The organism is Pseudomonas sp. AC463 (assembly GCF_979253585.1).
Genome location: NZ_CEEDDZ010000268.1, coordinates 1 through 349, shown reverse-complemented (window position 1 = coordinate 349; position 349 = coordinate 1). Strand labels below are relative to the sequence as shown.

Genomic DNA, 349 nt, shown 5'->3' with positions numbered 1-349 from the left:
ACTGATCGCGGGCGTCGCGATGCGATCGAAGCTGACCAGCGAGGGTGCTCGTCAAATCGTGGGCTTGCATCTTCCAGGTGATTCGCTCGATCTCCAGCAACTTTACCTCGATGAGGCCGATCACAACATCCAGGCGCTGACCACCATCACGTTGATCGAGGTAGCTCGAGGCGACCTGCAGAGCGTTGCCGACAAACACCCCAATGTCCTGAAGGCGATCACGATCGATAACGTCATTGAGGCGTCGATCGAACGCGAATGGCTGCTCAATGTCGGCCGCAGGATAGGACGTGCTCGCCTTGCCCACTTCCTCTGCGAGTTCGCGGTCCGTCTCGCCATCAAAAGCCAC

General features: G+C 58.5%; 1 protein-coding gene. It reads left to right on the top strand.

What is annotated here, in order from left to right; all coding sequences use genetic code 11:
- A partial coding sequence (locus AC0IYH_RS30085) for a cyclic nucleotide-binding domain-containing protein (protein ID WP_471837763.1) occupies positions 1-349 on the top strand: 349 nt, incomplete at both ends.